20 protein-coding genes and 1 other RNA gene are annotated in these 24,565 nt (G+C 62.6%); 19 read left to right on the plus strand and 2 right to left on the minus strand.

Translation table 11 applies throughout. The features are described from left to right. Positions 1-85 precede the first annotated feature (85 nt). From D460_RS36700 to murB, 16 genes are all read left to right on the plus strand, one after another. Positions 86-742 (plus strand): lytic transglycosylase domain-containing protein, encoded by a 657-nt coding sequence (locus D460_RS36700; protein WP_026282824.1) that lies wholly within the window; start codon positions 86-88, stop codon positions 740-742. A gap of 118 nt (positions 743-860) precedes the next feature. Beyond that, on the plus strand, positions 861-2,048 hold the full coding sequence (locus tag D460_RS0105720) for an FAD-dependent oxidoreductase (protein ID WP_018897557.1): 1,188 nt from the start codon (positions 861-863) through the stop codon (positions 2,046-2,048). Between the two features lie 12 nt (positions 2,049-2,060). Continuing rightward, positions 2,061-3,257: an FAD-dependent oxidoreductase gene (locus D460_RS0105725; RefSeq protein WP_018897558.1), complete on the plus strand. Its 1,197-nt coding sequence runs from the start codon at positions 2,061-2,063 to the stop codon at positions 3,255-3,257. A gap of 49 nt (positions 3,258-3,306) precedes the next feature. After that, positions 3,307-3,702, plus strand: an RNA gene (rnpB, locus tag D460_RS34450) — RNase P RNA component class A. Positions 3,703-4,526: 824 nt separating this feature from the next. Further along, the gene (mraZ, locus tag D460_RS0105730) at positions 4,527-4,967 is read left to right on the plus strand and encodes a division/cell wall cluster transcriptional repressor MraZ (RefSeq protein WP_018897559.1); all 441 of its coding nucleotides are present in this window, start codon (positions 4,527-4,529) and stop codon (positions 4,965-4,967) included. 14 nt (positions 4,968-4,981) lie between these two features. Continuing rightward, positions 4,982-6,007 (plus strand): 16S rRNA (cytosine(1402)-N(4))-methyltransferase RsmH, encoded by a 1,026-nt coding sequence (gene rsmH / locus D460_RS0105735; protein WP_018897560.1) that lies wholly within the window; start codon positions 4,982-4,984, stop codon positions 6,005-6,007. Position 6,008: 1 nt separating this feature from the next. Further along, positions 6,009-6,407 carry a hypothetical protein gene (locus tag D460_RS0105740; RefSeq protein ID WP_018897561.1) on the plus strand — a complete coding sequence of 133 codons (399 nt, stop codon included), beginning with the start codon at positions 6,009-6,011 and terminating at the stop codon, positions 6,405-6,407. 2 nt (positions 6,408-6,409) lie between these two features. Further along, on the plus strand, positions 6,410-8,161 hold the full coding sequence (locus tag D460_RS0105745) for a penicillin-binding protein 2 (RefSeq protein WP_018897562.1): 1,752 nt from the start codon (positions 6,410-6,412) through the stop codon (positions 8,159-8,161). Between the two features lie 67 nt (positions 8,162-8,228). Then, positions 8,229-9,689: a UDP-N-acetylmuramoyl-L-alanyl-D-glutamate--2,6-diaminopimelate ligase gene (locus D460_RS0105750; RefSeq protein WP_018897563.1), complete on the plus strand. Its 1,461-nt coding sequence runs from the start codon at positions 8,229-8,231 to the stop codon at positions 9,687-9,689. Beyond that, entirely contained in the window at positions 9,686-11,119 is a 1,434-nt protein-coding gene (locus D460_RS0105755; protein ID WP_018897564.1) for a UDP-N-acetylmuramoylalanyl-D-glutamyl-2,6-diaminopimelate--D-alanyl-D-alanine ligase, read from the plus strand. The genes D460_RS0105750 and D460_RS0105755 overlap by 4 nt, the downstream gene beginning before the upstream one ends. A 22-nt stretch (positions 11,120-11,141) precedes the next feature. Continuing rightward, positions 11,142-12,242 (plus strand): phospho-N-acetylmuramoyl-pentapeptide-transferase, encoded by a 1,101-nt coding sequence (mraY, locus tag D460_RS0105760; RefSeq protein WP_018897565.1) that lies wholly within the window; start codon positions 11,142-11,144, stop codon positions 12,240-12,242. Positions 12,243-12,249: 7 nt separating this feature from the next. Further along, positions 12,250-13,662, plus strand: a complete 1,413-nt coding sequence (murD, locus tag D460_RS0105765) for a UDP-N-acetylmuramoyl-L-alanine--D-glutamate ligase (protein ID WP_018897566.1) — start codon at positions 12,250-12,252, stop codon at positions 13,660-13,662. Between the two features lies 1 nt (position 13,663). After that, positions 13,664-14,818 (plus strand): putative lipid II flippase FtsW, encoded by a 1,155-nt coding sequence (gene ftsW / locus D460_RS0105770; RefSeq protein WP_026282825.1) that lies wholly within the window; start codon positions 13,664-13,666, stop codon positions 14,816-14,818. A gap of 6 nt (positions 14,819-14,824) precedes the next feature. Then, the gene (gene murG / locus D460_RS0105775; RefSeq protein WP_018897568.1) at positions 14,825-15,955 is read left to right on the plus strand and encodes an undecaprenyldiphospho-muramoylpentapeptide beta-N-acetylglucosaminyltransferase; all 1,131 of its coding nucleotides are present in this window, start codon (positions 14,825-14,827) and stop codon (positions 15,953-15,955) included. Beyond that, entirely contained in the window at positions 15,952-17,367 is a 1,416-nt protein-coding gene (gene murC, locus D460_RS0105780; RefSeq protein WP_018897569.1) for a UDP-N-acetylmuramate--L-alanine ligase, read from the plus strand. Before murG ends, murC begins: the two co-directional genes overlap by 4 nt. After that, a complete protein-coding gene (gene murB, locus D460_RS0105785; RefSeq protein WP_018897570.1) occupies positions 17,364-18,338 on the plus strand; it encodes a UDP-N-acetylmuramate dehydrogenase in 975 nt (324 codons plus the stop codon). The genes murC and murB overlap by 4 nt, the downstream gene beginning before the upstream one ends. Positions 18,339-18,341: 3 nt before the next feature. Here murB and D460_RS0105790 read toward each other — a convergent pair whose 3' ends face one another. Both D460_RS0105790 and D460_RS0105795 read right to left on the minus strand, forming a co-directional pair. Further along, the gene (locus tag D460_RS0105790; protein ID WP_018897571.1) at positions 18,342-19,439 is read right to left on the minus strand and encodes a metallophosphoesterase; all 1,098 of its coding nucleotides are present in this window, start codon (positions 19,437-19,439) and stop codon (positions 18,342-18,344) included. A gap of 116 nt (positions 19,440-19,555) precedes the next feature. After that, positions 19,556-20,860 carry an MFS transporter gene (locus D460_RS0105795; RefSeq protein ID WP_018897572.1) on the minus strand — a complete coding sequence of 435 codons (1,305 nt, stop codon included), beginning with the start codon at positions 20,858-20,860 and terminating at the stop codon, positions 19,556-19,558. 499 nt (positions 20,861-21,359) lie between these two features. Here D460_RS0105795 and D460_RS0105800 point away from each other — a divergent pair, with 499 nt between their 5' ends. From D460_RS0105800 to ftsA, 3 genes are read left to right on the plus strand one after another with little or no spacing between them, the layout of a single operon-like run. Beyond that, positions 21,360-22,286 (plus strand): D-alanine--D-alanine ligase, encoded by a 927-nt coding sequence (locus tag D460_RS0105800; RefSeq protein ID WP_026282826.1) that lies wholly within the window; start codon positions 21,360-21,362, stop codon positions 22,284-22,286. Next, on the plus strand, positions 22,274-23,206 hold the full coding sequence (locus D460_RS0105805; RefSeq protein WP_026282827.1) for a cell division protein FtsQ/DivIB: 933 nt from the start codon (positions 22,274-22,276) through the stop codon (positions 23,204-23,206). The genes D460_RS0105800 and D460_RS0105805 overlap by 13 nt, the downstream gene beginning before the upstream one ends. After that, complete coding sequence (ftsA, locus tag D460_RS0105810; protein ID WP_018897575.1) at positions 23,203-24,534, plus strand: cell division protein FtsA; 1,332 nt, start codon at positions 23,203-23,205, stop codon at positions 24,532-24,534. Before D460_RS0105805 ends, ftsA begins: the two co-directional genes overlap by 4 nt. Positions 24,535-24,565 lie beyond the last annotated feature (31 nt).

Consider the following 24,565-nt stretch of genomic DNA (forward strand, 5'->3'; position numbering starts at 1 on the left):
ATACTTTGAGTATTGATGCGAATTTATGCTGCGTTCGGATTTCATTTATACGCAGCTTTTCTTTTGCTTGGAGTATCTGGACTACATGAGAAAGATTTTTTCTGCTGTGGTGTGCGCCAGCACACTGCTGATGGGATTCAATTGCGCAAACGCAGGCGAATGGGGCAATAGAGCGCAAGCGACAGAGACGACGCAGACACTCAAGACGCAAAAGACAGACAAGGCCAAGACGGCCGAAGTAGCCTCGAAGACGGCTCCGAAAGTTCACAAGACCCAGCGGGTGCAGAAGGTCGCCAAGACCGATAAGTCTCAGAAGACCGTGGCACTCAACACCGTCGACCGTACGTCCGGTTTCTCGATGCCCGATATGCCCGGCAGCAAGTATGCGGCGATCATCGTCAAGTACGCCAAAGAGTACAACGTCCCGGTCGAACTCGCGCATGCCGTTGTTCGTGTCGAAAGCAACTACAATCCGAATGCTCGCGGCAGCGCCGGCGAAATCGGCCTCATGCAGATCAAGCCGGCGACGGCTCGGATGATGGGTTATTCGGGTTCCAGCAAGGGCCTTTTCGATCCCGATACCAACATCAAGTACGGCATGAAGTATCTGGCGGCTGCCCACACGCTTGGCGGCGGCGAGACCTGCGATACCATCCTCAAGTACAATGCCGGCCACGCGGCGACCCGCATGAACCCGGTCTCCAAGGCCTATTGCGGTAAAGTGCTGGCGATGATCAACTGATCGCCAGCGTGGGATAGCCACGGGCAAAACCGCTTGTGGCTGAATCACCTGAGGGCATGACTTAACAATATGATTCAACTTGCAGATCGTGCTATCTCACCTTGAAACGAGGTGAGACATGGCATGTGATTTCAAGGCGATCATAATCGGGCGCGGAATGATGGGTGCGGCTGCGGCCCGCCATCTGAGCGCGATGATCGAAGGGGTGGCGCTGATCGGCCCGAGCGAGCCTGTCGAGCGCAAGAGCCATCACGGCGTGTTCGCGAGCCACTATGACGAGGCGCGCATTACCCGCACCTTCGACGACAATATCGTCTGGGCGACGCTTGCCGCCCGTTCGCTCGACCGTTACGCCGAGATCGAGGCGAAGAGCGGCATCTCCTTCTTCACCGAAGCCGGATGCCTGTTCGCCGGGCCGGTGCCGCAACCGGGGCAGGGCTATCTCGGACGCGCGATCGAGGTCTCCGACGGGCTCGGCGTCGAGTATGAGGTGCTGGATGCGGCCACCTTGCGCCAGCGCTTTCCGGAGTTCACGCTGAGGGAGAGCTTCAGCGGCTATTACGAGAAGCGCCGGGCTGGCCATGTCAATCCACGCGCCCTGGTGCGCGCGCAGACAGCGCTTGCGGAAGTGGGCGGCGTCACCATCATCGATGCGACGGTAACCAGCGTCCAGGATTCCGGCTCGCATGTCGAGGTGAGCGTCGGCGACCGCACCTATACGGCGGAGCGCGTGCTTGTCGCGGCCGGCGGTTTCAGCAATTTCAACCAGCTTCTTCCCGCGCCCGTGGATACCCGCGTCGCGGCGCGCACGGTTGTCTTCTACGAACTCGGCGAGCGCGAAAAGGCGATCTTCGGCGGCATGCCGTCGAGCATCGTCTTCGGCGACCGCGATGAGGACCATGTCTATATTCTTCCGCCAGTGCTTTATCCCGACGGGAAGACCTATCTGAAGCTTGGCGGCGATACCGAGACGCGCAGCTTCGACACGCTTCAGGATGCCGGGGCTTGGTTCCGGTCGGATGGGGATCCCGCCGAGCGCGATCTGCTGGTGGCAACTGCCCTGGAGCTGATGCCTGATCTCGCCGGTTGCCCGGTGACATCGGCGCCCTGCGTCGCGACCTTCACGCCGACCGCCTATCCCTATGCCGGTTTTACATCCTCGCCACGCATCGCGGTGCTGACGGGCGGCAATTTCGTTGCCGCGAAGTCGTCCGACGAGTTGGGGCGGCTTGGTGCGGTGCTGCTTGCGGAAGGCGCGCTCGGAGAGGCCGATTTCGGCCGGCAGCTGACGCCTTCTTTTCGATAGATCGGGACGGTTATGAGCGTGGATTTCAAGTATATCATCGTCGGCCGTGGCATGATGGGCGCTGCCGCCGCCCGGCATCTGGCGAAATCGACCGATGGCGTTGCCGTCATCGGCCCGGACGAGCCCGAGGATCGCAAGCGGCATGACGGCGTCTTCGCCAGCCACTACGACGAGGGCCGCATCACACGCACCATCGATCCCGACCGGGATTGGGCGCTTCTCGCCAATCGCTCGATCGGCCGCTATGCCGAGATCGAGCGGGAAAGCGGCGTCTCCTTCTACACGCCCGCCGGCTGCCTCGTGGTCGGCCCCCGGCGCGGTGGGGCGGACACCTATGTCGAGCGGACATCGTCTGCTGCACGGTCGCTTGGGGTCGAGACGGCGCTGCTTGACGATGCCGGCCTGAAGGCGCGGTTTCCGTTCTTCGCTTTTGCCGACGGCACCGAGGGTGTGCACGAGGCGACGGGCGCAGGCTATATCAGCCCGCGCAATCTTGTCAGGGCGCAGTCGATCGCCGCCGAGAGGGCCGGGGCTTCCGTCATCCGCGAGGTCGCGCTGTCGATCCGCGACGAGGGCGGTCTGGTTGCCGTCGAGACGGCCGACGGGAAGACATATCGGGCCGAGAAGGTGCTGCTTGCCGCCGGCGGTTTTTCCATTGCGGAGAATCTCTTGCCGCAGCCTGTTGATCTGAAGGTTTATGCGCGCACCATCGCCTTCTACGAGGTCGACGAGGCCGCCGCCGCGCGGTTTGCCGACATGCCGTCGCTGATCTCGCACGGCGTCGATGGTCTCGACGATTTCTATATGCTGCCGCCGATCCGCTATCCCGACGGCAAGGTCTACATGAAGATCGGCGGCGACCCCGATGATGTCAGGCTGGACCGCGAACCAGAGCTGCGGGACTGGTTCAAGACCGATGGGCGCGAGAGCGTGCAGTCGCATCTGACGCGGCTGATCGAGCGTGTCGTGCCGGAGCTGCGGCCGGTCTCCACGTCAAGCGGCTCCTGCGTCGTCTCGTTTACGCCGAGCGGGCATCCGATGATCGGCTACACCGCGTCGCCGCGCGTCGGCGTTCTGACGGGCGGTTGCGGCACGGCTGCCAAGAGCTCCGACGAGATCGGCCGGCTCGGCGCGTTGCTGCTGCTCGAAGGTCGAATCAACGGACAGGGCTACGCGACGGATTTCAAACCGTATTTCCGCGAAGCCTGACGCGATATTTTGTTGGCATTCGCTCCCAGTCTCGGTTAAGGGAGCCGGGCCAGTTGGCCGGGCAGCCGCGCTTTACCAATGTCGAAAGACGGTAGGGTGAGGAAAGTCCGGGCTCCACGGAAACACGGTGCCGGATAACGTCCGGCGAGGGCGACCTCAGGGAAAGTGCCACAGAAAGCAAACCGCCTGCTTCGGCAGGTAAGGGTGAAAGGGTGGGGTAAGAGCCCACCGCGTCTCCGGCAACGGCGATGGCAAGGTAAACCCCACCGGGAGCAAGACCGAATAGGGATGACGCGGGCGGCGCAAGCCGTCCGGCTGGTTTCCAGGCCAGTCATCCGGGTGGGTTGCGAGAGGCAACGTGCAAACGTTGTCCCAGAGGAATGGCTGCCACGTTCCGGTTTCGGCCGGAGCCATACAGAACCCGGCTTACAGGCCAACTGGCGATTGTCTTTTCATCGACGTCCATACGATTTCACTGGCCCTTATCGGGCTCAGTGAGACGTTGCCGGCTGGCGAAGACACTCCTCGCAAACGGTGCTGCTCAGCGAAAGAGCCGACCATCGCTTGAGTAGTTTTCCACAGTTTACACACTGAATTTCAGAAGTCATGCCGACTTTCTTCAGTGGAGGCTGAGTATTCGGCGACTTCATTCCAGCCAACATTCCCTTGAAGCTAAAACTCGCCATGGATTTTCTCCGTGCTTTCTTAGTTTGTTCTGCAAATGGATATGTTTTTGTCTTTGTGTATGCATGATATCTAAAATACATTATTTTCCGTTAACGACATAGTAGGCATAAGATGCCGGATGAACACATGCCGGTGAACGGGGAGGTGGCTCAATGTGCTCACCGCCAAATGCGCATTTAAGGTTGAGTTTTGTGATTTTCACCTGCGCGGCGTGTTCGAATTCATTTTCCGCAACCGGGGATGTTTTTCGCCACACGCTGCGGTGTGGCTCTAGGGCGCTTTGGAGCCTGAGAATTCCGGCGTTCATAACCCTTTGTTAAACTTAACAGCTTATAAATTTTCGATACTGCGCTCATCGTGAGACGGGCGTTTCCCATTGACGCCCATATGGTCCCATGTTATCCCATTCCTGCACTGCGCAAGGGCAATCAAGTGCCCACCAATCGCAAAGTAAAGGCGTACTCCTCACCGGAGGCGCTGGATGGAATGTCGTCCATCCGGCTGGCGAAGCTGTGTCTGAGAAATGGGGTTCGGGGCGCCTAATCGCTGTCCGGGCTCTTTCGGGAACGGATGTTTCGTGTCATGGGCCGCTTCCTTTCACATGCGACCAACAGGATCGATTCCAAGGGCAGGGTCTCCGTGCCCGCGGCGTTTCGATCGGTGATGGCGCAGGGCAACATCCAGGATTTGTACTGCTTCCAGGATTTTGTATTTCCGGCGATCAGCGTCGGCGGTTCGGACCTTCTCGAAAGGTTCGAGCGGCAGATCGCTGCGGAGGATCCGTTTTCGCCGGAAGCGAACGAGATGTCGCTTCTCATTCACGGGGGCGGGGTCTTCATGAAGCTCGACGCCGAGGGGCGGTTGATGGTCACGGATTTCATTCGCGACTTCACCGGTATCTCGGACGAAGTCACCTTCGTTGGTCGGGCGGATCATTTTCAGCTGTGGCAGCCGAAGGAATTTCAGGCTGTGCAGCAACGAGCACGAGAGGAGCGCAGGCTGGCGGGCAAGCGTTCCTCGTAACACGAGGGAACGGAATGGCGGCGAATCCTGGCGAAGGTTCAACTGATGCCGGTGGCGGACCGGTTCGCCACATTCCGGTTCTTCTTAACGAGGTGCTGACGGCGCTGGAGCCTGCTGCCGGCAAGGTCATTCTCGACGGCACCTTCGGCGCAGGCGGCTATACGTCGGCCATCCTGTCTGGTGGTGCCGAGGTGATTGCGCTCGATCGCGATCCGACGGCGATCGCGGGCGGGCAGGCGCTGGTCGAGGCGCATGGTGGCCGCCTGAAGCTCATTCACTCGCAGTTTTCGCAGCTGGCTGATCACGCGCCGGCCGGTGGCCTTGATGGCATCGTGCTCGATATCGGCGTGTCGTCGATGCAGATCGACGAGGCCGATCGCGGCTTCTCGTTCCAGAAGAACGGGCCACTCGACATGCGCATGTCGGCATCCGGCGTTTCGGCCGCAGACGTCGTCAACCGCGCCAAGGTCGCCGAACTCATCCGTATCTTCCATTTCCTCGGCGAAGAGAGCCAGTCGCCGCGCATCGCGCATGCGATCGAGAAGCGCCGCGCCGAGAAGCCGTTCGAGACGACGCGCGATCTGGCGGGCCTGATCGAGATCGTCACGCCGCGCAAGATGAAGGACAAGATCCATCCGGCGACGCGGGTGTTCCAGGCATTGCGCATCTTCGTCAATGACGAACTCGGCGAGCTGGCACAGGCGCTGTTTGCGGCCGAACAGGCGTTGAAGCCGGGCGGCCGTCTCGTGGTCGTAACCTTCCACTCGCTGGAAGACCGCATCGTCAAGACCTTCTTCTCCGATCGCGCCGGCAAGGCATCGGGCTCACGCCACATGCCGATCGCTCACGAGCGTGCCGCGACCTTCGACCGGATCGGCAAGCCGATGGTGTCGGCGAGCGACGCGGAAGCGGAGCTCAATCCGCGCGCGCGTTCCGCCAAGCTGCGTGCGGGTCTCAGAACCACGGCACCTGCGGAAGCTGCCGACATGTCGATCTTCGGACTGCCCAACCTCGCAAGCCTCGGAAAGCTCGGAGCCTGATATGCTGAGAACCTTCGACCTCGTTCTTGTTGGCGTCATGACGGCCGCGGCCGCCGTGACCTATACGATCAAGCATCGGGCCGAACTCAAGCTCGAGGAGGTTCATCGCCTCGAAGCGGAGATCAAGCTCGAGAAGGACACGATCGATCTGTTGAAGGCCGACTGGGCGCTGCAATCGCAGCCAAACCGGCTGGAGCGGCTGGTCAACAACTATAATAGCGAGCTGCAGTTGCAGCCGACGGTCTCGACCTCGCTGGTGCATGCCAAGGAGCTGCCGATGCTGAAGGCGCAGGTGCCTGTGCCGGAGATTGCCGACGCCAAGACCGGCAAGCCGAAGCCGAAGGTCGTGGCGAAGCCTGTCGAGGAAGAAGACGAAATGACAACCGGATCTGTGGAGTAGAGATGTCCTTTCTTTCACGCATCATGGTTGCCAAGAGCCAGGCCCACTTTTCTTCCGGCGTCTACAGCCGGTTCGGCGGTCCATCCAGCAGCGTGTCGATCCAGGGCTCGCGCAAGAAGCGCAGCGGCCAGGCCAAGAGCCGCGTCGGCCTTCTGGCCTTCGCCTTCGTCTGCGTCTACTGCGTCATCGGCGGGCGTCTCGTCGAATACGCGGTGCGTGATCCCGACGTCGTGTCCAGCATCCTGCCGCCCGACCGCCTGCTGGCGTCGCGTCCCGATATTCTCGACCGCAACGGCGAGGTGCTGGCGACCGACATCCGCACCGTCTCGCTGTTTGCCGAGCCGAACAAGATCGTCGATGCCGACGAGGCCGTCGAAAAGCTGACGACCGTGCTGCCCGACCTCGACATGAAGGGCACCTATAAGAAGCTCGCCAACCGCAACTCGCACTTTGCCTGGCTGCGCCGCCAGCTGTCGCCGAAGCAGCAGAGCCAGATTCTCGCGCTCGGCATTCCCGGCATCGGCTTCCGTCCGGAGAAGCGCCGCTTCTATCCCGGTGGCGCGACCGCCGCGCACATCCTCGGCTACGTCAACATCGACAATCGCGGCGTTGCCGGCATGGAGAAATACATCGACGACCAGGGACTTGCCGATCTCGCAATGGTCGGCATGACCAGCGATCAGCCGCTGGAGCCCGTCAAGCTTTCGATCGATATCCGCGTCCAGAACATCGTGCGCGATATCGTCGTCAACGCGGTGAAGAATTACGAAGCCAAGGGTGCGGGCGCCGTCGTCCTCGACATCCACACGGGCGAAGTGCTCGCCATGGCATCGGCACCGGATTTCGATCCGAACAACCCGCTCGAAGGCGCCAAGGAAGGCTGGCTGAACCGCATGTCGAACGGCACGTTCGAGATGGGCTCGACCTTCAAGACCTTCTCGCTCGCCATGGCGCTTGATACCGGCAAGGTCAACCTCAACTCCAGCTTCGATGCGACGCAGCCCTTGCATATCGGCGGCTTCACCATCCACGACTTCCACGGCCAGCGCCGCTGGCTGACACTGCCTGAAGTGTTCCAGTATTCCTCCAACGTCGGTACGGCCCGCATCATCGACATCGTCGGCATCGATGCGCAGAAGGACTATCTGACGAAGCTGGGTCTTCTCACCAAGATGAAGACCGAGCTGCCAGAGGTGAAGATGCCGAGCCAGCCGAAGGTCTGGAAGAAGATCAACTCGGTGACCATCTCCTTCGGCCACGGTGTCTCGACGACGCCGCTGCAGACGGCTGTCGCCGGTGCGGCACTCGTCAATGGTGGCAAGCTGATCGAGCCGACCTTCCTGCCGCGCAACCGCGATCAGGCCGACGAAGTGGCAGAGGTGGTCGTCAAGAAGAGCACCAGCGACGACGTGCGCTATCTCTTCAAGGTCAACGGCGTGAAGGGCTCCGGCCGCAACGCCGATGTTCCCGGCTTCAACGTCGGCGGCAAGACCGGCACGGCCGACAAGGTCGTCAACGGCCGCTACGCCACCAACCTCAATTTCAACGCCTTCCTGGCGGCATTTCCGATCGAGAACCCGCAGTACGTCGTACTGACCTTCTGCGACGAGCCGCACAATGGCGAAAAGGGCCAGAACATCGCGGCCTATACCGCCGCGCCGATGGTCAAGAACATCATCTCCCGTGCGGCGCCAATCCTCGGTGTGGAACCGAAGTTCGGTGACGACGGATCGGCCATGTTGGTGTCTTATTGAGTCTGGATGAATGTCGCAGCCGATTCGCCATGGGGGCTCGACGGCTCGAGAGAAAAGTGTGCGTTCGATGAAACTGAGGGACATCGCCGGAAATGCGTTTCCGGAACTGAAGGAAGAACTGAACGGCCCGGTGGGCGCGCTGGAGATTTCCGGCCTTTCCGCCGACAGCCGCAAGATCGCGCCCGGCATGGCCTTCGTCGCCGTCGCCGGCACCAAGGCTGACGGCGCGGGCTTTATCGCCGATGCCGCCGCGCGCGGTGCTACGGTCGCGATCGCCTCGCATCCGACCGAAGCCTCCATTCCCGTTCTCGTCGTCAGCGAACCGCGCCGCTTCCTGTCGCTCGCAGCCGCCAATTTCTACGGCAAGCAGCCGGAGACGATGGTCGCCGTGACGGGAACCGCCGGCAAGACGTCGGTCGCCTCCTTTACGCGCCAGATCTGGGCCTTTGCTGGCCACCCGGCCGCGATGATCGGCACGACAGGCGTCGTTTCGCCGACCCGCAACGATTACGGCTCGCTGACCACACCCGATCCGGTGTCGCTGCATGCGCTCTTGGCCGAACTGACCGACGAAGGCGTGACGCATGCCTCGATGGAAGCGTCCAGCCACGGTCTCGACCAGTCGCGCCTCGATGGCGTGAAGCTTGCAGCAGCGGCCTTCACCAATCTCGGCCGCGATCACATGGATTACCATCCGACGATCGAGGACTACATGGCCGCCAAGATGCGGCTCTTCGATACGCTGCTGCCCAAGGGCAATCCCGCCGTGATCTTTGCCGACGACGCATGGTCGGAGCAGGCGATCAAGGCGGCGATCGATTCAGGACATGTCGTGCGCACCGTCGGCCGCAAGGGCGAATATCTGACGCTGAAGCGCGTCGAGCATTTCCGCCACAAGCAGGTCGCCGAAATCCACGCCGAGGGACAGATCTTCGAGGTCGACATTCCGCTTGCCGGTGATTTCCAGGTGGCCAATGCGCTTGTCGCCGCCGGCCTTGCCATGTCCACGGGCGTTCCGGCCAAGGTCGCCATGGCGGCGCTTGAGAAGCTGCAGGGCGCTTCGGGGCGTCTCGAGCTCGTCGGCCACACCAAGGATGGCGCGCTCGCTTATGTCGATTACGCCCATAAGCCAGATGCGCTGTCGAATGTGCTTGAATCCGTGCGTCCGTTCACGACCGGCCGCGTCATCGTCGTCTTCGGCTGCGGCGGAGACCGCGACCGCGGCAAGCGGCCGATCATGGGCGAGATCGCCTGCCGGCTCGCCGATGTCGTGGTCGTCACCGACGACAATCCGCGCTCGGAAGAGCCCGCATCGATCCGCGCCGAGATCATGGCAGCAGCCCCTTGCGCCACCGAGATCCCCGATCGCGCCCAGGCGATCCGCGAGGCGGTCGCAATGCTCAACTCCGGCGACACGCTGATCGTTGCCGGCAAGGGGCATGAAGAGGGGCAGACGATCGGTGGCGTCACGCTGCCGTTTTCGGATCACGCCGAGTTGCGCAAGGCTTTGGAGGAGCTGAAATCGTGAATTGGCTTTGGACAACGCAGGACATGATCACGGCCATGGCCGGGCGCCCGTTCGGCACCTTGCCGGAGGGGATTACCGGGATCGCGATCGACAGCCGCTCGATCCAGCCGGGTGAGGCCTTCTTCGCGATCAAGGGCGATCGGGTCGACGGTCACGACTACGCGTCGATGGCGATGGCCAATGGTGCTGCCCTGCTCGTCGTCAGCGAGGCGCGCCTGCCGGCGCTGGGTCGCTTGACCGTGCCGATGATCGTCGTCGAGGATGTTCTGGTGGCGCTCGGAAAGCTCGGGCTTGCGGCGCGGGCTCGTTCTCGTGCGCAGATCATCGCCGTCACCGGCTCCGTCGGCAAGACGACCACCAAGGAGATGCTGCGCCGGGTTCTCGCGCCATCGGGCAAGGTGCATGCGTCGGTCGCATCCTTCAACAATCACTGGGGCGTGCCGCTGACCTTGGCGCGCATGTCGCTCGACACCTATTTCGGCGTCTTCGAAGTCGGCATGAACCACCCGGACGAAATCCGTCCGCTGGTGAAGATGATCGAGCCGCATGTCGCCGTCATCACCACGATCGCGCCGGCGCATCTCGGCAATTTCAAGAGCATCAAGGAAATCGCGACCGCCAAGGCCGAGATCTTCGAGGGCGTCGTGCCCGGCGGCCATGCCGTGCTCAACCGCGACAACGACCAGTTCAATTTCCTCGACCGCACGGCGCAGGCCTGCGGCATCCAGCATATCCATTCCTTCGGGCAGCACGCCAAGGCCGATTTCCGCATGGCGGAATTCAACGGCGGCGACCAGAGCTCGACCTTGTGGATTACCATCGACGGCGAGACGCATGAGGTCGCGATCGGCGCGCCCGGCAGGCACATCGCCGAGAACGCGCTGGCAGCCCTCGGCGTCGCCAGGATCGTCGGCGCCGACATGCAGTCGGCGATCGCGGCACTTGCGACGCTGCAGGCCGAAAAGGGCAGGGGCCGTCGCCACAAGCTCTCGATCGGCCATGGCAGCTTCACGGTCATCGACGAAAGCTACAACGCCAATCCGACATCGATGCGCGCGGCAATCGCGCTGCTCGCCAGCTCCATGCCGACGGGATCGGGACGGCGGATCGCCGTGCTCGGCGACATGCTCGAGATGGGCGACTATTCGCAGAAGGTCCACACCGATCTCGCCGGGCCGCTGCTTGCAGCCGGCATCGAACATGTCTGGCTAGCCGGCCACGAGATGCTGGCGCTGAAGGAATCACTTCCCGAGAGCGTTTCGGTCGTGCATCGCGCGCAGACCGACGAACTCATCGACCACGTATTGAACTCTGTCGCGGTAGGCGACGTGCTGATGGTAAAATCGTCATTGGGCATCGGTTTCGGCAAGATTATTGCCGCGCTCCTTGACAAGTTCCCGCCATTTGCCGACACGCAACGCGAATTTTGAGCGGGTAAACAAGGGGCCCTGAATGCTGATTTGGCTAGTCGAACTGTCGGAACACCTGAAATTTCTGAACCTGTTCAGATACATTACGTTCCGCACGGGCGCCTCTCTCTTCACCTCCGCGCTAATCGTTTTCCTGTTCGGGCCGATGATCATCAATTCGCTGCGCATCCGCCAGGGCAAGGGTCAGCCGATCCGCGCCGACGGACCGCAGACGCACTTCAAGAAGGCCGGTACGCCGACCATGGGCGGCCTGATGATTCTGGCCGGCATCGTCGGTTCGTCGCTTCTGTGGGCGGATCTGTCGAACGTCTATGTCGTGGCGACGCTGCTCGTCACGCTCGGCTTCGGCGCGATCGGCTTCTATGACGACTATCTCAAGGTCAGCAAGCAGAGCCACAAGGGCTTCTCGGGCAAGGCGCGTCTCGGCATCGAGTTCGTCATCGCCGGCATCGCCGTCTACTTCATGATGCGGGCGTCGCTGGCCTCGGGCCCTGCGGGTTCGACCTTCGGTTCGTCGGTCGCATTCCCGTTCTTCAAGGATTTCCTGATCAACCTCGGCATCATGTTCGTGGTCTTCGGCGGCTTCGTCATCGTCGGCGCCGGCAATGCCGTGAACCTGACGGATGGTCTCGATGGTCTCGCCATCGTGCCGGTCATGATCGCGGCGGCCTCCTTCGGCGTCATCGCTTATCTTGCCGGTAATGCCGTCTTCGCGAACTACCTGCAGATCAACTTCGTGCCCGGCACGGGCGAACTCTCCGTCGTTCTCGGTGCCGTCATCGGCGCCGGCCTCGGCTTCCTGTGGTTCAACGCGCCGCCCGCCGCCATCTTCATGGGCGACACCGGTTCGCTGGCGCTCGGCGGCACGATCGGCACGGTTGCCGTCGCCACCAAGCACGAGATCGTCATGGCGATCATCGGCGGCCTGTTCGTCATGGAAACGCTGTCGGTTATCATCCAGGTCGGCTTCTTCAAGATGACCGGACGCCGCGTCTTCCTGATGGCCCCAATCCACCACCACTTCGAGAAGAAGGGCTGGACCGAGAGCCAGGTGGTCATCCGCTTCTGGATCATCGCCGTCGGCCTTGCCATGCTCGGCCTCTCGACGCTGAAGCTGCGGTAAGACGATCATGATCCCGGTCACCACGCTCTCTGGAAAAAAGGTCGCGCTCTTCGGGCTCGGCGGTTCCGGCTTCGCCACGGCGCGCGCCCTGATCCTTGGGGGCGCGGAGGTGACGGCGTGGGACGACAATCCCGACAGCGTGACCAAGGCAGCGGCCGAGGGTATCCACACCGCCGATCTCCGAACGATCGACTGGAACGCGCAGTCGCTGTTCGTGCTGTCGCCGGGCGTGCCGCTCACGCATCCGAAGCCGCACTGGACGGTCGATCTGGCGCGCGCCGCCGGCGTCGATATCGTCGGTGATGTCGAGCTCTTCGTGCGCGAGCGCCGGGCACATGCGCCCGATGCGCCTTTCATCGCCATCACCGGCACCAACGGCAAGTCGACCACCACGGCGCTGATTGCCCATATCCTGAAGTCGAGCGGCCGCGACACGCAGCTCGGCGGCAATATCGGCACCGCGGTGCTGACGCTGGAGCCGCCGAAAGCCGGTCGCTTCTATGTCGTCGAGTGCTCGTCCTACCAGATCGATCTCGCGCCGACGCTCAATCCGTCGGCCGGCATCCTGCTCAACCTCACGCCCGACCATCTCGATCGCCACGGCACGATGCAGCACTATGCCGACGTCAAGGAACGGCTGGTCGCGGGCAGTGACGTCGCCATCGTCGGCGTCGACGACAGCCATTGCGAAATGATCGCCGACCGTATCGAGCGGGCAGGCGGCAAGGTCACGCGCATCTCCCGCCGCCACGCGCTCGCCGACGGCATCTATGCCGAGGGCACGAAGCTCATTCAGGCGCAGGCGGGTGCCGCACTTCCGATCGCCGATCTCGACGGCATCCCGACGCTTCGCGGCAGCCACAACGCGCAGAACGCGGCGGCAGCCGTCGCAGCCTGCCTTGCGGCCGGTGTCTCGGTCGAGGATATCCGCGCGGGGCTAGCATCCTTCCCGGGCCTGAAGCACCGCATGCAGCCGGTCGGCCGGCGCGGCAATGTGGTGTTCGTCAACGATTCCAAAGCAACCAATGCCGATGCGGCAGCACCGGCTCTGTCGAGCTACGACCGCATCTATTGGATCGCCGGCGGCCTGCCGAAGGCTGGTGGGATCACGACGCTTGCGCCGTTCTTCCCGCGTATCGCCAAGGCCTACCTGATCGGCGAGGCGGCAGCGGAATTCGCGGCTACGCTCGGCGAGGCGGTGCCTTACGAGATCTCGGGAACGCTGGACCAGGCGGTCGCGCATGCGGCCGAGGATGCGGCCAAGGACGAAAGCGGGCCATTGGCGGTCATGTTAGCACCGGCTTGCGCAAGCTTCGACCAATATAAGAACTTCGAAGTCAGGGGCGATGCATTTGTGAGCCATGTGGCAGCGCTCGACGGAGTAACCATGCTGATCGGTTCGGCAACAGGAGAGAAGTGACATGGTAAGTCGTGCGGAACGCGGGGCATTGGCCGATTGGTTCTGGACCATCGACCGGTTCTTCCTGGCGATGTTCATCTTCCTGATGGGCATCGGCTTCATGCTGTCGTTTGCCGCGTCGCCGGCGGTGGCCGAGCGCATCGGGCTGGAGCCGTTCCACTTCGTCAAGCGCCATGCGGCCTTCATGATCCCGTCGCTGGCGGTGATGATCGGCCTGTCGTTCCTGACGCCGCGGCAGGTGCGCCGCACGGCAATCCTTCTCCTGATCGTTGCCATCGCGATGATGCTCTTGGCGCTGTTCTTCGGTGTCGAGGTCAAGGGTTCCCGCCGTTGGGTGACGCTCGCCGGCATCTCGATCCAGCCGTCGGAATTCATGAAGCCCGCCTTCGTCGTCGTCTGCGCCTGGCTGTTTGCCGAGCACGCGCGCCAGCCGGAAATCCCGGGCAATCTCTTCGCCATCATCCTCTTCGGCATGGTCGCGGCGCTTCTCGTGGCGCAGCCCGACCTTGGTCAGACCATCCTGACGACAGCGGTCTGGGGCGGCATGTTCTTCATGGCCGGCATGCCGTGGCTGTGGATCATCGTGCTGGGCGCCGGTGGCGTCGGCGGTCTCGTCAGCGCCTATTACGTCTTCCCGCACGTGGCGTTGCGTATCGACAAGTTCATGACCGGCGAGGGTGATACGTTCCAGATCGACACGGCGCGCGAAGCGATCATCCGTGGCGACTGGTTCGGCCAGGGTCCGGGCGAGGGCATCGTCAAGCGCATCATCCCCGACGCGCATACCGACTTCATCTTCTCGGTCGCGGCCGAGGAATTCGGCATCATCTTCTGCATCGCTCTGGTGCTGCTGTTTTCCGCGCTCGTGCTGCGCGGTCTGTCGCATGCCTACAAGGAGCGCAACGATTTCAACCGTTTCGCCGTCGCTGGCCTCGTGCTGCAGATCGGCATACAATCCATCATCAACGTGGGCGTCAATCTCGAGCTGCTGCCGGCGAAGGGCATGACCCTGCCGCTGATTTCCTACGGCGGTTCGTCGATGGTCGCCATCTGCGTCACGGCCGGGTTCATTCTCGCGCTGACGCGCCACAGACCGGAAAAGCGTGCGCAGGAGCGGAGCCTGTTCCGCGTCGCGCACGGCATTCCGGCGGAGTAAGACTATATGAGCAAAGGCATCGTTCTGCTTGCCGCCGGGGGAACCGGCGGCCACGTGTTTCCGGCGGAGGCCCTGGCCTACAAGCTGAAGGAACGCGGCTATTCCGTGCATCTGGTGACGGACAGCCGGGCGGAGCGCTATGCCGGCAAATTCCCGGCCGACGAGATACATGTGGTGCCCTCGGCGACGATCGCCTCGAAGAACCCGGTCGCCGTCGCGCGTTCGCTGTGGACACTGTGGAGCGGCATGCGGGCGGCCAAGCGCCTGATCGGGCGGTTGAAGCCTGTCGTGGTCGTCGGCTTCGGCGGCTATCCGACGGTGCCGCCGCTGCTCGCCGCCACGCGTCTCGGCGTGCCGACGATGATCCACGAGCAGAACGCCGTGATGGGCCGCGCCAACAAGGCGCTTGCCAACCGCGTCAAGGCGATCGCCGGTGGCTTCCTGCCCGAGAATGGCGGTGCCTTCCCCGAGAAGACGGTGACGACGGGCAATCCTGTGCGTCCCGCCGTGATCGAGGCGGCGAAGACGCCCTACACGCCGTCGCATGCCGGCGAGCCGTTCAATCTCGTCGTCTTCGGCGGCAGCCAGGGCGCGCAGTATTTCTCCAAGGCGATGCCGACGGCAATCAGCCTGCTCGACGACGATCTGCGCGCGCGGCTCCGGATCACCCAGCAGGTTCGTCCCGAGGACATGGGCATGGTCGGCGATTGCGTCGCCAAGCTTCAGATGGGCGCCGCGTCCGACATCGCGCCTTTCTTTACCGACATGGCCGAGCGGCTGGCCAAGGCGCATCTCGTGATCTGCCGCTCCGGCGCTTCGACCGTTTCCGAGATCTCGGTGATCGGCCGTCCGGCGATCCTGGTGCCTTATCCGCATGCGCTCGACCACGACCAGGCGGCCAATGCCGCATCGCTGGCCGCGACCGGCGGCGCCAAGGTGATCGTGCAGGCCGAACTCTCGTCCGAGAAGATCGCCTCGATCCTGACGCACACGATGAACGACCCGGAAAAGCTGGCGCGTATGGCCGCCGCCGCCAAGCAGGCGGGTAAACCTGACGCCGCGAACTTGCTTGCCGACATGGTAGAGGCTATTGCGGCGGGACGTACAATTGCAGAGTTCAAGGGGAAAAGCGCATGAAAATGCCGAAGGCCATCGGCCTCGTCCATTTCATCGGCATCGGCGGTATCGGCATGAGCGGGATCGCCGAGGTGCTGCACAATCTCGGCCATCGCGTCCAGGGATCCGACCAGGCCGATAGCGCCAACGTCCAGCGCCTGCGCGACAAGGGCATCGAGGTCTTCGTCGGCCACAAGGCCGAGAACCTTGGCGATGCCGAGGTCGTCGTCGTTTCGACCGCGATCAAGAAGGACAATCCCGAGCTCATCGCCGCGCGCGAAAAGCTGCTGCCCGTGGTGCGCCGCGCCGAAATGCTGGCCGAGCTGATGCGCTTCCGCAATGCGATCGCCATCGGCGGCACGCACGGCAAGACGACGACCACCTCGATGGTCGCGACGCTGCTCGAAGCCGGCGGGCTCGACCCGACCGTCATCAATGGCGGCATCATCAACGCCTACGGCACCAATGCCCGCATGGGCGAGGGCGAGTGGATGGTGGTCGAGGCCGACGAATCGGACGGTACCTTCCTGAAGCTTCCGGCCGACGTCGCGGTCGTCACCAATATCGACCCCGAGCATCTCGACCATTACGGCAATTTCGACGCCGTGCGCGCCGCGTTCCGCCAGTTCGTCGAGAACGTGCCGTTCTACGGGTTCGGCGTCATGTGCTTGGATCATCCTGAAGTGCAGGCGCTGGTCGGCCGTATCGAGGACCGCAAGGTCGTGACCTATGGCGAGAACCCGCAGGCCGACGTGCGCTTCATGAACGTGCGCATCGACGGCGCGCGCTCGACCTTCGACGTCGAAATCCGCCGTCGCCGCACCGGCCAGGTCATCAAGCTCGACAATCTCGTTCTGCCGATGCCCGGCCGCCACAATGTTTCGAACGCGACCGCCGCGATCGCGGTCGCCAATCGCCTGGGCATGTCGAGCGAGGATATCGCCAAGGGGCTTGCCTCCTTCGGCGGCGTCAAGCGTCGCTTCACGCTGACCGGCGAATGGAACGGCGTGCAGATCTTCGACGACTACGGCCACCATCCGGTCGAGATCAAGGCCGTGCTCAAGGCAGCGCGCGAGGCGTGCAAGGGCCGCGTCATCGCCGTGCACCAGCCGCACCGCTATTCGCGCCTGGCGAGCCTGTTTGAGGAATTCGCGGCCTGCTTCAACGATGCGGACAGCATTTTCCTGGCGCCAGTCTATGCCGCAGGCGAAGAACCGATCGAGGGCGCCAACGCCGAAGCGCTTGTTTCGCTGATCAAATCGGGCGGGCATCGCGATGCGCGCTTCCTCGCCTCTCCCGAGTTGTTGCCTGAAATGGTCGCAGAGATTGCAAAGCCAGGCGATTTCGTGGTTCTGTTGGGGGCTGGGAGTATCACTTATTGGGCGGCAGCACTGCCCAAGCAACTGGAAGGCCTTTCGGGTAGATCCGCATGAAACAGGTGAATGGGCAAAAGCTTCTTGCGTCGCTGGGCGACGGTGTAAAGGACATCCGCGGGCGGATTACACCGGATGCGCCGATGGACCGCGTCACCTGGTTTCATGCCGGTGGCCTTGCGGAACTGATGTTCCAGCCACACGACGAAGAAGACCTGATCGCGTTCCTGAAGATCCTGCCCGAGGAAGTGCCGATGACCGTGGTCGGCGTCGGCTCGAACATTCTGGTTCGCGACGGCGGCATTCCCGGCGTGGTTCTGCGCCTTTCGGCCAAGGGCTTTGGTTCGGTTGAGCTCGCCGGTGAGAACCGCGTGCGCGCCGGCGCCATCTGCCCGGACAAGCATGTCGCGGCCATGGCGATGGACAACGGCATCGGTGGCTTCCACTTCTACTACGGCATTCCCGGCAGCATCGGCGGCGCAGCACGCATGAACGCCGGCGCCAATGGCGGCGAGACGCGTGATCGCGTCGTCGAGGTCACCGCGATCGACCGCAAGGGCAACAAGCACGTGCTGTCGAATGCCGACATGGGCTACGCGTATCGCCATTCGTCGGCCGCCAGCGACCTGATCTTCACATCGGTTCTGTTCGAGGGCTATGCCGAGGACCGCGCCAAGATCCGCGCCGACATGGATGCCGTGCGCAGCCACCGCGAGACGGTGCAGCCGATCCGCGAGAAGACTGGCGGCTCGACCTTCAAGAACCCCGAAGGCCACTCCGCGTGGAAGCTGATCGACGAAGCGGGATGCCGCGGTCTCGTCATCGGCGGCGCGCAGATGTCGTCCCTGCATTGCAACTTCATGATCAACAACGGTCAGGCGACTGGCTACGACCTCGAATATCTCGGCGAGCAGGTTCGCCGCGAGGTGTTCGAGCATTCCGGCATCAAGCTGGAATGGGAGATCAAGCGCCTGGGCCTGTTCATGCCCGGCCGCGAAGTGCGTCCGTTCCAGGGCGTGACGAGCGAGTAAGCTCTAGCCGAAACGTTTGGTGAAGGCGGTGGTGAAGGTCACCCCGCCGACATCGTCGCTGGCATCGCCGATCGCCACATCCATCACATTCCCCTTGATACGCACGAGGCTGAAGCCGCCCATGAAGGCGGCGCGCGCCTTGAAGACGTCGATGCCGCCGGCCTGGTAGGCCATGCGCGTGTCGTGCTCGTGGCCGTGGAAAATGCCGATTACGTTGTAACCTTCAAGGGTTGCGAGCAATTGCTGACGTTCTGATTCACCCCACCAGTGCGGCGCGCCGCTGCCCTCAACGGTGAAGGTGCTCTTTTCCGGGTCCCAGCGTTCGAGCGAGAACTTGTCCCATCCATAGTGCTGGAAGATCACGACCGGGCGGCCGTCGGCGGCATAGGCTGCGAGGTCGCGCTTCATCCAGTCGAGGCTGTTGGCCGTCCCCTTGGTATTGTCGCCGCCATAGCGCTGCGCCTGGATGAGGTGCAGTCCGCCCCAGTTCCATGAATAGTTGTCCGACGCTTCGTCGTAATTGTCGACCGGCACGACCGGCTTGAAGAAGACGCTCGGCTTGTGGTTCAGCTGCACGTAGTCGCGCAATTCGTCGCGGTACCAGTCCACCTGCGGCGGATGGCCGTCCTGGTCGAGATCGTGATTGCCGAGACCGACATAGACGGGGAAGTGGATGTGGTCGGCGCCCGGTCCCTGCTGATAGCGGTGCGAGAACTGCAGCAGTTGCGACCCTTCCGCGAACTCCGCCATCTGGCCGCCGCCGTCGTCGGTGACGTCGCCGCAGACGATGACGCCCTGCGGCTTGGCGATAGGCTGGCCCGCGAGAGCAAAGCCGGTGGGCTTGCCGTCAATTGCTTCCGGCCATGTCTGGTGGTGGATGTTGTTGAGCGCCCTGATGTGGCGCAGCAGGTTGGCGTCGGTCTTGCCTTCGGCCTCGCAATTCGGGCTAAGGCCATCGCCGATGCGGCAGGCGTGGATGTCGTTGATGACGAGGAAGGTGACGTCGGTATCGGGGACGCCGGCTGCGCGGGCGAGGGGCGGTAGAGATAGCGACAGTCCGGCGCCCAGGCCATGCGTCAGCAGCGATCGTCGTGTCAGCATTCGTCTCTCCCCAGCCGTTGATCGCATCGAAAATAGAGGCAGGGCGTTAACAGACAACAACGAAAAAGGCCGCGGCGGTTTCCCGTCGCGGCCTCGCATGTTCAAGAATGGACCGATCAGACTTCGTCGCGGCCCGAGGCCAGGATGCAGATCAGCGTGATGACGGCCGAGAGGCCGAGATAGTAGCCGACGTAAAGCATGCCGTAGTTCGCCTGCAGCCAGGTGGCGATGTAGGGCGCCAGAGACGCGCCGAAGATGCCTGCGAGGTTGAAGGTGATCGACGAGCCTGTGTAGCGCACGGCGGTCGGGAAGGGCGCTGCGAGCGCCGTGCCGATCAGGCCGTAGGTCATGCCCATCAGCGCCATGGCGACGATCGCGAAGACCAGGATGCTGCCTTCGCCGCCAGCCATCAGGCCGGGGAGCAGGAAGGAGAACAGGCCGATCAGGACGGTCGTCAGGATCAGCATTTCGCGGCGGCCGAAGCGCTCGGCGAGCTTGCCGATGATCGGGATGAAGATGCCGAAGGAGATCGAGCCGACGATCTGGATCTCGAGCGCGTCGAGGAACGGGATCTTCAGGACCTTGACGTTGTAGGAGAGCAGGTAGGCCGAGCCGATGTAGAACAGCACGAAGGTGGCGAGCGCCACGAAGGTGCCGAGGAACAGGCTGCGCTTGTGCTTGCGGAAGACTTCGGCAACCGGAACGGCGACGCGCTCCTTCTTGTCGATGGCCTTCTGGAAGTCAGGCGTTTCGGTGATAGAGAGACGGACCCACAGGCCGATGACGATCAGGACGATCGAGGCGATGAAGGGTACGCGCCAGCCCCAGGCCAGCAGCTGTTCCTGCGGCATGAACTGTAGCAGCACCCAGAAGATGCCCGAGGACAGGAAGAGACCGAGCGGTGCGCCGAGCTGCGGGAACATGCCGTACCAGCTGCGCTTGCCCTCAGGTGCGTTCTCCGTCGCCAGTAGCACCGCGCCGCCCCATTCACCGCCGAGGCCGAAGCCCTGGCCGAAACGGCAAAGCGCCAGCAACAGAGGTGCTAGAACGCCGATCGATTCATAAGAGGGCAGCAGGCCGATGATGACGGTCGAGATACCCATCGTCAGCAGGGCTGCGACCAGCGTCGTCTTGCGGCCGATCCTGTCGCCGAAGTGGCCGAAGACCACGGCGCCAAGCGGGCGGGCGAAGAAGGCGATGGAGAAGGTCGCGAAGGAGGCGAGCAGCGCGGTGGTCGGATCGCTGTTCGGGAAGAACAGCGTCGGGAAGACCAGCACGGCGGCCGTCGCGTATACGTAGAAGTCGAAGAATTCGATGGTGGTGCCGACGACGCTTGCGATCAGAACGCGTGCCGGCGAGTTGAGCGGTGCACTGTTCGATGAAGCTGATGTCGGCGATACTGGAGATATCGCGTCTGACATTTTCATTCCAATCGGGATTTCGGTTGTATGCCCTTGGGAGGCTAGGGGCTCATAACGCAATTTTAATTCGGCGCAAACGTTAATCGCGCAATAAACCGACAAAAACTAGGGTGCTTGCTTTTTCAGCCGGAAAGTCAGGCGCTCGACCGCGTCCCAATCCGTGTTTCCAGCGGTTGCAGGCGTGGTGGGAAGTCGGATTTGCGTCCGCGCAAATCTGGAAGCGGTCGGCGGTCGGAGCCTGCTTGGCGCTGTTGTTTAAACTTTTTGTTTCGCTTTGACATATCGGCCGTAGCGCTTGGCGCTGCGGGGTTTTCGCGTTTCGACGGTCGCGCCCGACTGTCACAATTCATGCCGGTTCGGGGAAGAAGTTAACAAAAGTAAACGCTTCGTTAACCATAATGACGCTCTAATACACGTGCGCCAGGCGAGCCAGATTCGGAAGAAAGCCAGCTTGGTGCAAGCCTTGGAATGCAAAGTACGGATTATTTTGGGGGTATCTATGAGTCGCAAGCATGTCGCTGTCCTTATGGGCGGATTTTCCTCGGAGAGGCCTGTCAGCCTTTCGTCCGGGGCGGCGTGCGCGGATGCTCTCGAGGCTGAAGGCTTCCAGGTGACCCGTATCGATGTCGATCGCGACGTCTCCGCCAAGCTGTCCGCTCTCCGTCCCGATGTGGCGTTCAACGCCCTGCATGGGCCGTTCGGCGAAGACGGGCTGATCCAGGGCATTCTGGAATATCTCGAAATTCCCTACACGCACTCCGGCGTTCTGGCCTCCGCACTTGCCATGGACAAGAGCAAGGCCAAGGGTGTCGCGGCTGCCGCCGGCATTCCTGTCGCGCAGTCGCAGGTGATCAACCGCTTCGCTTTCCCCGCCGAACATCCGATGAAGCCGCCTTATGTGGTGAAGCCGGTGCGCGAGGGTTCGAGCTTCGGCGTTGTCATCGTTCAGGAGGATCAGTCGCGTCCGCCGCAGATCATCGGCTCGGCCGAATGGCGGTATGGCGAAGAGGTTCTGGTCGAGCGTTACGTGCATGGTCGCGAGCTCACCTGCGGCGTCATGGGCGATCAGGTGCTGGGTGTGACCGAGATCGTTCCGCAGGGTCACAGCTTCTACGACTATGATTCCAAGTATGTGGCCGGTGGTTCGAAACACGTCATTCCGGCGAAAATTTCACCGAATATTTACCAAAAAATACAATCATTGTCCCTAAGGGCGCATCAAGCAATTGGTTGCCGTGGAGTGAGTCGGTCGGATTTTCGGTACGACGATCGCTTCTCCGAAGACGGCGAAATCATCTGGCTGGAGATCAATACTCAGCCAGGCATGACTCCAACCTCGCTTGTGCCCGAAATGGCCGGTCATGCCGGCTACTCGTTTGGTGAATTTCTTCGTTGGATGGTGGAGGACGCTTCTTGTTCTCGGTAACGGTCAAAAGGATGGGGCGCCCAAGCCATCAAGCCGAGCCTTCCTATGCTGAAGGCGATGGGCGCATGGTGCTGCCGCGGCCTCTGCGCCGCGTCGTCCGCTTCCTTGTCAGCCTCGGCAGCGGCCGCATCTATATTCCTGCCCATACGGGTACGGTATCGGCGCTGGCGTTCTTCGCCGCGACGGGTTTCTACGGCATGTCTCTGGGTGGCCACACGGAAGTCGTTGCCCAGGCGACGACGGCCGCCGCCGGCTTTGCCGTCGAGGACGTGAAGGTGTCCGGCAACTCCGAGACCTCTGAAATCGATATCCTCCAGCTGATCGGTCTCGACGGCACGACCTCGCTCGTGGCGCTCGATGTGGATGCGGCGCGTCAGAAGATCGCGAAGCTTCCCTGGGTCGAGAGCGTCGAGGTCCGCAAGGTTTATCCGAAGACGATCGAGGTGAAGCTCAAGGAGCGCGAAGCCTACGCGATCTGGCAGCATGGCGCCGAGCTCTCGCTGGTCGAGAAGGGTGGGGCGGTCATCGCGCCGCTTCGCGACAACAAGTTTTCGCAGCTTCCGCTGGTCGTTGGTCGCGGCGCCGAAGTGGCTGCCGCTTCGCTCGCGGACGAGTTCTCCAAGTGGCCCGATATCAAGGCGCGCGTGAAGGCCTATGTCTGGGTCTCCGGCCGTCGCTGGGATCTGCACATGGACAATGGCGTCGTCGTCAAGTTGCCGGAAGACGATGTCGACCAGGCGCTGGCGCGCCTTTCGAAATTCAACGGCGAGCAGGCGCTTCTCGATCGCGATATCGCGGCCGTCGATCTTCGCCTCTCCGACCGTATGGCCATCCAACTGACGCCTGAAGCCATGGAGCGCCGTCAGCTTGTTCTCGATCAGCGCACCAAGGATTTGAAGAAGGCGGGGCAGAATATATGAGCTTGTTCGGTTCGTCCCATTTTGGATTGCCGCGCCTGAAGCCGCTTTCGTCCAAGCGGTCGCACGTCGTTTCCGTGCTCGACATCGGTTCGACGAAAGTCGTCTGCATGATCGGCCGGCTGACGCCGCGCGAGGAGAGCCAGATCCTCCCCGGTCGCACGCATAACATCGAAATCATCGGCATCGGCCATCAGCGTTCGCGCGGTATCAAGACCGGCGCGATCTCGGATCTCGATGCGCTGGAAAGCGTCATCCGCCTCGCGGTCGATGCAGCCGAGCGCATGGCGGGCCTCACCGTCGAGAGCCTGATCGTCAACCTGACGGCCGGACGCCTCACCAGCGACATCTACACCGCCACCATCGATCTCGGCGGCCAGGAAGTCGAACTGAACGATCTGAAGAAGGTTCTGGCGGCAGCCTGCCAGCAGTCGCTGCGCCAGGATCGCGCCGTGCTGCACTCGCTGGCCACCGGTTTCTCGCTCGACGGCGAACGCGGCATTCGCGATCCGTTGTCGATGTACGGTGACGTCCTCGGCGTCGACATGCATGTCGTGACCGCCGAGCGCACGGCTCTGAAGAACCTCGAGCTCAGCGTCAACCGCGCGCACCTTTCTGTCGAAGGCATCGTTGCGACGCCTTACGCGTCCGGTCTTGCAGCCCTTGTTGACGACGAAGTCGAACTCGGATGTGCTGCGATCGACATGGGCGGCGGCACGACGACGATCTCGGTCTTTGCCGAAGGCAAGCTGGTGCACACGGATGCCGTCGGTCTCGGCGGTCATCACGTCACAACCGATCTGGCTCGTGGCCTGTCGACCCGCATCGAGGACGCCGAGCGTCTGAAGGTGGTTCATGCCTCGGCCATGGGGAACTCTTCCGATGAGCGCGAGCTGATCTCGATCCCGCCGATCGGCGAGGACGACCGCGATCTGCCGACGCAGGTGCCACGCGCACTGGTGTCGCGGATCGTCAGCGCCCGCATCGAGGAGACAATGGAACTCATTCGCGACCGCATCCAGCGCTCGGGCTTCAGCCCGATCGTCGGCAAGCGCGTCGTGCTGACAGGCGGCGCAAGCCAGCTGACCGGCCTTGCCGACGTTGCCCGCAAGATCCTTGCCCGCAACGTCCGTATCGGCCGCCCGATGGGCGTCTCGGGTCTCCCGACCGCTGCCAAGGGTCCGGCCTTTTCGACGGCGGTCGGCCTGATGATCTATCCGCAGGTTGCGGACCAGGAAACACATGCGTCACAGAGCGGTCTGCTCATGTCGCTTGGCGGAAATAGCAGCCGCTTCGCCCGGATGGGCCAGTGGCTGAAGGAAAGCTTCTAGAAATTGAGTGAATTGGCCGGCGTGGCGATGC

The sequence above is a fragment of the Rhizobium sp. 2MFCol3.1 genome (genome assembly GCF_000377565.1).
In the GTDB taxonomy this organism is placed as follows: domain Bacteria; phylum Pseudomonadota; class Alphaproteobacteria; order Rhizobiales; family Rhizobiaceae; genus Rhizobium.